This is a genomic window from Thalassolituus sp. UBA2009, from assembly GCF_002335285.1.
Lineage (GTDB): Bacteria > Pseudomonadota > Gammaproteobacteria > Pseudomonadales > Oceanobacteraceae > Venatoribacter > Venatoribacter alkanivorans.
Genome location: NZ_DDCJ01000070.1, coordinates 1,115 through 10,946 on the forward strand (window position 1 = coordinate 1,115; position 9,832 = coordinate 10,946).

At 55.8% G+C, this 9,832-nt stretch carries 8 protein-coding genes; 1 reads left to right on the top strand and 7 read right to left on the bottom strand.

From position 1 onward, the window contains the following. Nucleotides 1-321 precede the first annotated feature (321 nt). Nucleotides 322-972 (bottom strand): 2-polyprenyl-3-methyl-6-methoxy-1,4-benzoquinone monooxygenase, encoded by a 651-nt coding sequence (gene coq7 / locus B3P58_RS08980; protein ID WP_145469699.1) that lies wholly within the window; start codon nt 970-972, stop codon nt 322-324. Between the two features lie 142 nt (nt 973-1,114). On the opposite strand from coq7, the gene B3P58_RS08985 reads away from it, so the two are divergent. Then, the gene (locus B3P58_RS08985; protein WP_286717076.1) at nt 1,115-2,590 is read left to right on the top strand and encodes an AAA family ATPase; all 1,476 of its coding nucleotides are present in this window, start codon (nt 1,115-1,117) and stop codon (nt 2,588-2,590) included. On the opposite strand, the gene B3P58_RS08990 is transcribed toward B3P58_RS08985, so the two are convergent. From B3P58_RS08990 to B3P58_RS20765, 6 genes are all read right to left on the bottom strand, one after another. After that, complete coding sequence (locus B3P58_RS08990) at nt 2,587-4,941, bottom strand: 7TM-DISM domain-containing protein (RefSeq protein WP_186435958.1); 2,355 nt, start codon at nt 4,939-4,941, stop codon at nt 2,587-2,589. The two genes, B3P58_RS08985 and B3P58_RS08990, sit on opposite strands and share 4 nt — an antisense overlap. Nucleotides 4,942-4,966: 25 nt before the next feature. Then, a complete protein-coding gene (purD, locus tag B3P58_RS08995; RefSeq protein ID WP_145469696.1) occupies nt 4,967-6,259 on the bottom strand; it encodes a phosphoribosylamine--glycine ligase in 1,293 nt (430 codons plus the stop codon). Between the two features lie 237 nt (nt 6,260-6,496). Beyond that, nucleotides 6,497-8,128, bottom strand: a complete 1,632-nt coding sequence (gene purH / locus B3P58_RS09000; RefSeq protein ID WP_286717077.1) for a bifunctional phosphoribosylaminoimidazolecarboxamide formyltransferase/IMP cyclohydrolase — start codon at nt 8,126-8,128, stop codon at nt 6,497-6,499. Between the two features lie 70 nt (nt 8,129-8,198). Then, entirely contained in the window at nt 8,199-8,531 is a 333-nt protein-coding gene (gene fis / locus B3P58_RS09005; protein WP_145469694.1) for a DNA-binding transcriptional regulator Fis, read from the bottom strand. Next, on the bottom strand, nt 8,528-9,517 hold the full coding sequence (gene dusB / locus B3P58_RS09010) for a tRNA dihydrouridine synthase DusB (RefSeq protein ID WP_145469693.1): 990 nt from the start codon (nt 9,515-9,517) through the stop codon (nt 8,528-8,530). The genes fis and dusB overlap by 4 nt, the downstream gene beginning before the upstream one ends. Before the next feature lie 147 nt (nt 9,518-9,664). Further along, nucleotides 9,665-9,826 (bottom strand): DUF3426 domain-containing protein, encoded by a 162-nt coding sequence (locus tag B3P58_RS20765; protein ID WP_414716565.1) that lies wholly within the window; start codon nt 9,824-9,826, stop codon nt 9,665-9,667. Nucleotides 9,827-9,832: the final 6 nt, after the last annotated feature.

Here is a 9,832-nt window from a genome sequence, read left to right on the forward strand (position 1 = left end):
AAAACGCTCTGCAGCCCACGCCCTGCGGGGCTTGCTGAAAAAATCCAGCTCGGTGTTGCAACGTTTTGGCGTAACCCGTTATGCCTTCAATACAGCGCCTTCAACGTGCTAACTTGATCTGACTTTTTCAGTAAGCCGAAGCGGGCACTGAATTATTCAGAGGTGCCCTTGATCTTATTCAGAGTAAAAGACCAGCGGCATTTTGCCTGCTAAACAGCGATTCTATCTATTGGTGACGGGAGTTATTCGTTCCGCATCTGACCTGCTTTGGTGCAGGTCAGTGCGCGATGCGGAGGCATGATTATACAGGCTGGGGTTTTATCAGAAGCGATAAACGGATTTGGTCATCACTTTCGATACCGCAGTCATCGCCAGTTTGACCGGCAGCGGGAATTTATGGCCGCCGGCTTCGAGGGCAACAGTGGCGTGCTTGGCTTCGTCTTCCAGCATCTGCAGCAGCACCGCTTTGCTCTTTTCGTCCTGCACCGGCAGGCTGGTCATATGCTGGCTCAGATGCTTGCACACCTGTTCTTCGGTGGCGGCGACAAAACCCAGACTGACTTTGTCGGAGATTTTTCCGGCCAGAGCGCCGATGCCGAATGACAGTCCGTAAAACAGCGGATTCAGACGGCTGGTATGGCTGCCCAGATCTTTGATGCGATCTTCGCACCACACCAAGTGATCAATTTCTTCGCGGGCAGCTTCTTCCATGGCTTCCCGTACTTCAGGCAATTTGGCGGTCAATGCCTGACCCTGATACAACGCCTGAGCGCAGACTTCACCGGTATGGTTAATACGCATCAGCCCGGCGGCGTGTTTCTGTTCGGCCTCGTTCAGCTCGTGGTACGGGCGCTGCTGCGCCGGGGACGGGCGTTCTTCCTGTGCAGCACCGGGCACCAGTGTGCGTAATGCCTGATCGGCGTTCTGGATCAGTTTGTCAAACAGCGAGTAGCGACGGGAGTTGGCATTCATAACTCATACCTCCGGAATTTCCGGCCATTTTACGGCATAACGGCGTCCGGCGCATGACCCATATCAAGTGAGTTTCGGCCAGAACAGGGCGGACAGTCGCCCATGGAGTGGTTAGAATCGCGCATAGAATAAGGAGACTGCGATGCAGGATTTACACGATTTAAGCCTGTTGCTCGACCGCCAGGTGCCGCTGTTGCTGCTGGAATCCCATGAGGAAGCGCGGGCGCTGGAGATGCTGACCCGGCTGGCCATACGCCGCGGTCTGGCGCTGCAGCAATGGACGCTGAGCGATGGTCTGCGCCGCCTCGGCTTTGGTGAGGACATTGGCGCCACCGAAACCACGCAGCCCGCCGATGCCCTGCGCATTGTACGCGAGCGCGAACAGGGCGGACTGTTTATCTTTTGCGACCTGCATCCGTTTCTCGAAGAGCCGTTGGTGGTGCGCCTGCTGAAAGACATTGCTCTGCAGCATGAGCGTTACGGCAAAACCGTGGTGTTGCTCAGCCACCGCCTGCAGGCGCCACCGGAATTGCAGCGCCTGGCTGCCAGCTTCAGCCTGCAGTTACCGGATGACAGCCAGTTGCTGGCGCTGGTGAAAGAAGAAGCCCAGCGTTACGCCAAGCTCAGTGGCCGTAAAGTGCGCAGTGATAACGACACCCTGCAGCAGCTGGTCGCCAATCTGAAGGGGCTTACTTTCTCCGATGCCCGTCGCCTGGTGCGCGGTGCCATCGTCGATGACGGCGCCATTACCCAGGACGATGTACCGGCGGTCAGCCGCGCCAAGATGGCCTTGCTGGATATGGACGGTGTAATGAGTTTTGAATACGACACTGCGCGTTTCAGCGATGTTGCCGGTCTGGAGGTGATGAAAACCTGGCTGGCGCAGCGCCAGCAGGCCTTTATGACCGCCGAGCGCAAACTGCGGCCGCGCGGCTTACTGCTGTTCGGTGTACAGGGCAGCGGTAAGAGTCTGGCGGCGAAGGCGGTGGCCGGTTCCTGGGGCTTACCCCTGCTGCGTCTGGATTTCGGCACCCTGTATAACAAGTTTTTCGGTGAAACCGAACGCAATCTGCGCGAAGCGCTGAAGCTTGCCGAAACCATGTCGCCCTGTGTGGTCTGGATTGACGAGATTGAGAAAGGACTGGGGCAGGACAGCAATGATGCCGGCGTCAGTCAGCGTATTCTCGGCACCTTGCTGACCTGGCTGGCAGAGCATGATGCGCAGGTATTTGTGGTGGCGACGGCGAACAACATTCATGCGCTGCCACCGGAGTTACTGCGTAAGGGGCGTCTGGATGAGCTGTTCTTTGTTGATCTGCCCAAACCCGAAATCCGTGCCGAGATTCTGCGTTTGCATATGCAAAAGCGCGGGCTGGACCCACAGCGCTTTGATCTGACTGCACTGGCTGAAGAGAGTGACGGCTTTTCCGGTGCCGAGCTGGAGCAGGCGGTGGTATCGGCCTGGCATGCCGCCAGCAGTGAGCACTCCGGCTCCGGTCTCAGCACGGATACTCTGTTGCAGGAAATCCGCCGTACCCGGCCGTTGTCAGTGGTGATGGCAGAACCTATGCAGGCACTGCGGCAGTGGGCGGCAAGCCGCGCAGTCGCGGCCGATTAACTGCCTTCGTTCTGCACCTGAGGCTGGTATTTAAGGGTCAGCAAGGCGTTACGCAGGCGTTCGCCGCTGGCCGGTTTGGCCAGCAGGTGCTGAATACCAACGGCCAGAGCATCGTCGCGCACACTGCTGATGCTTAAACCTGTCAGCATCAGGCGTGCCGGTTTTTGGCTGATGTCTTTATCAGAGCGGATTCGTTCTGCCAGCTGCAGGCCATCCATAATCGGCATATCGTGATCGATAATGATGAAATCATAGGGCTGGCCGATGCTGATCTGATTACGCAGCATGGCGAGTGCTTCCTTACCGCTGTAAGTGCTGTCCGGGCGCATGCCCCAGCGGCGTACCTGTTTTTCGATAACGTTTCTGAGTGATGCATTGTCATCGACGATCAGAATGCGCAGACCAATCAGACTGTCATCCTGCGGCGAGGGAATGCTGTTTCCGGCTTCCGCTTCCAGCGGCAGGTAGAGCGTCAGCGAGGCTCCCTGGCTGGTCATACTTTCTACTTCCAGAGTGGCTTTCATTTTCTGCAGCAGATGGCGTGTTACCAGCAGATTCCAGCTCTTGGCGCTGTAGTTTTCTGCCAGAGGCAGGTGGTGCTGTAAAACGGAGAATGCATTTTTCAGCTCGTCCTGCTTAACGATGGTGCTGCTCAGCTGGATCTGCAGACGCAGTCCATGGGCCTGAGTGGTCTGGTAATAAGATGCCTGCAGTGCCAGTTCGCCATATTCGGTATAAGCCAGAGCGCGGGCCAGAACATTATGCAGCAGGGTCTGCAGACGGCCGCGGTCACCGATAAAATATTCCGGCAGCTCGTCGCTGATATCCAGCACCAGTTCGACCTGTTTACGGCTGGCTTCCTGTTGGAAGTGGCTGATAACCTGATTCAGCAATTGCGTGGTACTGAATGGTCGTTGCTCCAGTTCGAGCTGGGCGTTCTGGATGCGCGCCAGATCGGAAACTTCGTTGGCAACATGCAATAGATCGCGACCGGCGAGGGCGATGGTATCGGAGAAATCACGCTGGTTGGCACTCAGTGGGGTATCGCCCAGTAACTCCGTCATGCCAATAACGCCATTGATTGGTGTACGCAGTTCATGACTGATCTGCGACAGCAGGGCAGGCGTCATACGCAGCTCGGCATTGGCCTGATTTTGCAAAGGGTGCTGTTGCAGCTTAATGCTCATAATTGCCAGCACCAGGCTGGCAATAACGATAAATGGCAGAATAACCGGTGCCCAGCTGGTAAACAGATCCAGCGATAACAGGTTATGGCTGGTCAGGATGGCCAGCAGCACACCAAAACCAACCAGCAGGTGGCCAGTCAGCAGCCAGCGCTGAGCCTGCGGGTGTTCAGAACGTCCCTGGGTCAGAATCAGGGCTGCAAGAAATTCATTAGCGACAATCATGCAGGCAACCACCATCAGCGTGGCCTCCTGTGCCAGCCAGACGGTCACTAAAGCAACCGGCAGGTGAACCAATGCCGCCAGCAGCAGAATCCGCCGGTACAGTGTGGCGCGGCTGCCATGCCAGCCCAGCGCCAGTACGGCCAGCGCCTGACAGGTCGCGGAGGCTGCCAGTGCCAGTTCACCGATTTTATCGGCAATTAGTGGACTGATATTCAGCAGCAGGGAGAACTGTCCCATCCACGCCGGCTGGTAAATGATCATGCTGACGCAATAAGCGGCGCCAGCGGCCGCGAGCATAATGCGTTGGCTGCGTACCACAAAAATAAACCAGGCAAGGGTGGCCAGAATCCAGCCGATGCTCATGCCCTGCAGCATGAAAAATTCCTGCTCATTATTGAGGAAGCGGTCGAGACTCAGCAGGCTGACGTTGGTGCTCAACAGGCCATAAGAGTGAATGCGTACCAGATAACTGCGGGTGCTTTGTGCCGGTACGGTGAGTACAACCGGAAACGTCTGTAAAAAACCGCCACGCAGGCTGCGGGCCGGATCATCGGGGCTGATATAGCGGTAGGACTGTGCATCGCTGAGTTCATAAAAACTGAAATCGTCGATATCGCTGTCGGACAAAGTAAAAACAACTTCGCGCTCCTGAGCATAAGGATTACTCAGGCTGAAACGCAGCCAATAATTGGAATCGCTGATGCCGAATTTCAGCCGGCGGGCGTGGCTTGGAGTAAAACGCAACTGCTGCTCACGGCTGAGCATGGCGTTGATATCGAGCGTGCGGCCAGGATCTTCGTAAACCGAAATATAGGGCGTGATCGGGTAATCAAACGAGGAGGTGGGCAGCAGCACAGGACTGCTGGCCCAAAGTTTCAGCGGCAGGAAAAACAAAAACAGCAGGGTGACAATCAGATGCTTACGTCCTCTGTACTGCCTCATCCCTGCTGTCTCCATTACGTTCTGCTTAGTTATCGGCCTGCTCGCGCGCAATGGCACGATAACCGATATCAGAGCGGCAGAACATGCCTTTCCAGCTGATCTGTTTGATCAGCTCATAGGCCTGAGCCTGAGCTTCACCCACGCTGTTACCCAGCGCCGTGGCACAAAGGACACGGCCACCGGCGGTGACGGTATTGCCAGCGTCGTCCAGCTTGGTACCGGCGTGGAATACTTTGCGGTCAGCGCCGTCGTTTTCCGGCAGGCTGATGACATCACCTTTCGGGTAGTCAGCCGGGTAACCGGCAGCGGCCAGTACCACACCCAGAGAAGGACGCGGATCCCATTGCGCGGTTTCGCCGTCCAGTTTGCCTTCCAGCGCTGCCAGACAATGGGCAACGATATCAGACTGCATACGCAGCATGATTGGCTGGGTTTCCGGATCACCGAAACGGCAGTTGTACTCGATGACTTTCGGCGCACCAGACGCGTCAATCATCAGACCGGCGTAGAGGAAACCGGTGTAATCATTGCCTTCGGCGGCCATGCCGTTAACCGTTGGCATAATTACTTCGCGCATCACGCGATCGTGGATTTCCTGAGTAACGACTGGCGCCGGAGAATAAGCACCCATACCGCCGGTGTTCGGGCCGGTATCTTTGTCGCCAACGCGTTTGTGATCCTGACTGGTAGCCATTGGCAGCACGTTTTTGCCATCGACCATCACGATGAAAGACGCTTCTTCGCCGGCGAGGAATTCTTCGATAACAACACGACAGCCCGCATCGCCAAAGGCGTTACCGGACAGCATGTCTTTGACGGCTTCTTCTGCCTGCTCCAGGGTTTCGGCGACAATCACGCCTTTACCAGCGGCCAGACCATCGGCCTTAACCACGATAGGAGCACCCTTCTCACGCAGGTAAGCCAGCGCCGGTTCGACTTCGGTGAAGTTCTGGTAATCGGCGGTCGGAATCTGCTGACGGGCCAGGAAGTCTTTGGTGAAGGCTTTGGAGCCTTCCAGCTGCGCAGCACCTTTGCTTGGGCCGAAAATCTTCAGGCCGGCGGCACTGAACTGATTAACGATACCACCAACCAGAGGAGCTTCCGGACCGACGATGGTCAGGCCGATGGCGTTATCTTCAGCAAACTTCTGCAGACCATCAAAATCCATCACATCGAGGGCGACGTTTTCCATACCGGCTTCACGCGCGGTACCGGCGTTGCCCGGCGCAACAAATACTTTTTCAACCAACGGTGATTGCAGAGCCTTCCAGGCCAGGGCATGTTCACGACCGCCACTGCCGATAATTAATACCTTCATTCTTACATTCCTTATTGTAGGAGCGGGCCATGCCCGCGATATCTCGATCAGGTCGCGGGCATGGCCCGCTCCTACGGATTTTTATTTCATTTACGCGCCCCTGCGTCAGAAAGCGTTATGAGCGACGCTGTAGCAAGGCATTTTTTGCTGAGGGAGCGCAGTGTAGTTGACCTACATGAGCATCCCGAGGCAAAAAATAACGCCGCTACAGCGTCGCTCATAACGCTTTCAACCCACTTAGTGGCGGAAATGACGCATTCCTGTGAATACCATCGCGATGCCGGCTTCATCGGCTGCAGCAATCACTTCTTCATCACGGATCGAGCCACCCGGCTGGATAATGGCTTTGATGCCATTAGCCGCGGCGTTGTCGATACCGTCGCGGAACGGGAAGAAGGCATCGGATGCCATTACCGCACCTTCAACTACCAGACCGGCATGTTCGGCCTTAATAGCGGCGATGCGGGCTGAGTTTACACGGCTCATCTGACCGGCGCCTACGCCCACGGTCTGACGGTTTTTGGCGTAAACAATGGCGTTGGATTTAACGAACTTGGCGACTTTCCAGGCGAAAATCAGATCGTGCAGTTCGGCTTCGGTCGGAGCACGCTTGGTCACGACTTTCAGTTCATCGGCGGAGATCATGCCGTTATCGCGATCCTGCACCAGCAGGCCACCATTAACGCGCTTGTAATCCAGACCGGCGGCACGTTCTGCTGGCCACTGGCCACATTCGAGCAAACGCACGTTCTGCTTGGCGGCCACTACGGCGGCGGCTTCAGCGCTCACTTTCGGAGCAATGATGACTTCGACAAACTGACGGTCAACGATGGCTTTGGCGGTGTCGGCATCCAGTTCGCGGTTAAAGGCGATGATGCCGCCGAAGGCGGATTCGCTGTCCGTTGCGTAAGCCAGGTCGTAGGCCTTACGGATGCCACCGTCTTCTTCCGGAACCACAGACACACCACAAGGGTTGGCGTGTTTGACGATCACACAGGCAGGCTTAACGAAAGACTTTACACACTCCAGCGCAGCATCGGTGTCGGCCACGTTGTTGTAAGACAGTTCTTTGCCCTGCAATTGCTTGGCAGTGGCGATTGAGGCTTCGGCCGGGTTTGCTTCAACATAGAAGGCCGCATTCTGATGCGGGTTCTCGCCGTAACGCATGTCCTGCGCTTTGATGAACTGGCTGTTGAAGGTCTGCGGGAAGGCCAGACGGTTATCAGTGCTCAGTACTTCCGCGTTCTGGTCGATGGTGCCCAGATAGTTGGCAATCATACCGTCGTAGGCGGCGGTGTGTTCGAAGGCTTTCAGCGCCAGACCAAAACGGGTTTTGTAGGTCAGGCCGTTGTGTGTTTTCAGGTCTTCCAGCACCTTGCTGTAGTCGCTGCTGTTTACCACGATACCGACGTAAGCGTGGTTTTTTGCGGCGGAACGCACCATGGTTGGTCCACCGATATCGATGTTCTCAATCGCCAGTGCCAGATGACAGTCTTCTTTGGCAACTGTGGCGGCGAACGGATAGAGGTTAACCACGACCAGATCAATCGGGTTGATGCCGTGTTCGGCCATCACATCATCGTCCTGACCACGACGGCCCAGTACTCCGCCGTGAATTTTCGGATGCAGGGTTTTTACCCGGCCATCCATCATTTCCGGGAAACCGGTGTAATCCGATACTTCAACCGCCGGAATCTGGTTGTCGATCAGCAGCTTGTAAGTACCGCCGGTGGACAGAATTTCAACACCAGCCGCCTGCAGGGCCTGGGCGAATTCGACGATTCCGGTTTTATCCGACACGCTGATCAGGGCTCGGCGTACAGGGGTGATGTCCGCGGGGATCTCGTTGGCAGGAATAAAGTTGCTCATATGGTCAGGTTTTCTATGTTTTTAAAAAAGAAAAAGCGGCCACAAAGCCGCTGAGTATTCAGGATAAGTCTTAAAGCATGCCGTACTGCTTCAGTTTCTTACGCAGTGTGCCGCGGTTCAGGCCGAGCACAACGGAAGCTTTGGTCTGGTTGTCACGGGTGTACTTCATGACAGTTTCCAGCAGTGGGGCTTCCACTTCGGATAATACCATGTCGTAGATATCGACTACGGCCTGACCATCAAGATGGTCAAAGTAGTTTTGCAGTGCTTTTTCCACACTGTCGCGCAGGGTTTGTGTCGCTTCTAACGGGGTGCGCAGATATTGCTGCAAGTCTGCTGAATCGGTCACTGTCTCAACCTTCCTTCTTTCGATTACTTCGCTGTTCAATGTATCGGTGTTCATGCTGCCAATTCCTTCTTCCGGATCGTATCCTTAAAAAACTGCTGCACCGCCTGTTGTTGCTCGGTACAGCCTTCCAGCCGGTTAAAGCGGGTACGGAAATCGCTGTCGCCGTTCTGATACTGGAGGTACCAGCTGACGTGCTTGCGGGCGATCCGTACGCCCAGAAAGTCGCCGTAAAACTCGTACAGCGCTTCCAGGTGGCTTAATAAAATCTGTTCGACTTCCTGCAGTTGTGGGGCAGGAAGCTCTTCGCCGGTGGCCAGATAGTGGGCCACTTCGCGGAAAATCCAGGGTTGACCCTGAGCGGCGCGGCCAATCAGCACGCCGTCTGCGCCGGTGTACTGCATTACCTCGAAGGCTTTGCGGGCGCTGGTGATATCACCGTTGGCAAACACCGGTATTCCAACGCTTTGTTTGATCGCGCGGATGGTGTCGTATTCGACGGTATTTCTGTAACCACAGGCCCGTGTACGGCCATGTACCGCCAGTGAGACAATGCCGGCGTCTTCGGCAATACGGGCAATGCGCACGCCATTGCGGTTGTCCGGATCCCAGCCAGTGCGGATTTTCAGGCTGACCGGCACATCAACAGAGCCGACGACCGCCTGTAATATGTCCTTCACCAAAGCTTCATCTTTCAGCAACGCTGAACCGGCAGCCTTGTTACAGACCTTCTTGGCCGGACAGCCCATATTGATGTCGATGATCTGGGCGCCGTTGGCAACATTAAATATGGCGCCCTGAGCCATGATTTCCGGGTCTCCGCCGACGATCTGTACCGCAATCGGTTCCGGTTCGCCGGTGTGATCCAGACGCAGCTGTGATTTACGCGTATGGCGTACATCCGGACTGGATGACACCATTTCGCCGACCACCAGGCCGGCGCCTAACTGACGGCAGAGCTGACGGAACGGACGGTCAGTTACCCCTGCCATTGGCGCCAGAACTACTGGATTGGGTAGTGTGTAAGGGCCAATCGAAGGCATGCGAAACCGCTGAAATCTGATCAAAAAATGTGCTGCGAAAAAGTCGCGGTATGATACTCATAACCCCCTGCTGAATAAAGGGGGAGTTGGCTGCTTTTGTATGAATAGTGTGAAAAATTCTGACGGCGGCCGCTTGACCGCCGGGAATTATTGGTTGCCTACAATCTGGATGGCATAGCTGACGGCTTCCGGGCCAGGGTCGACAATTTCCAGTGCGATATGAATCGGTGCCTGGCTTGGCATATCGTGTTGTCCTGCCAGTTCACCGGACAGATACTGAGCCGGGGTAAACTGGCGGCTGGCGACGATATTGTC

What these genes read in the sequence shown, in the direction of transcription:
- B3P58_RS08985 (WP_286717076.1), top strand. Translation starts at nt 1,115, where the DNA reads ATGCAGGATTTACACGATTTAAGCCTGTTGCTCGACCGCCAGGTGCCG.
- purH (WP_286717077.1), bottom strand. Translation starts at nt 8,128, where the DNA reads ATGAGCAACTTTATTCCTGCCAACGAGATCCCCGCGGACATCACCCCT.
- fis (WP_145469694.1), bottom strand. Translation starts at nt 8,531, where the DNA reads ATGAACACCGATACATTGAACAGCGAAGTAATCGAAAGAAGGAAGGTT.
- dusB (WP_145469693.1), bottom strand. Translation starts at nt 9,517, where the DNA reads ATGCCTTCGATTGGCCCTTACACACTACCCAATCCAGTAGTTCTGGCG.
- coq7 (WP_145469699.1), bottom strand. Translation starts at nt 972, where the DNA reads ATGAATGCCAACTCCCGTCGCTACTCGCTGTTTGACAAACTGATCCAG.
- B3P58_RS08990 (WP_186435958.1), bottom strand. Translation starts at nt 4,941, where the DNA reads ATGAGGCAGTACAGAGGACGTAAGCATCTGATTGTCACCCTGCTGTTT.
- purD (WP_145469696.1), bottom strand. Translation starts at nt 6,259, where the DNA reads ATGAAGGTATTAATTATCGGCAGTGGCGGTCGTGAACATGCCCTGGCC.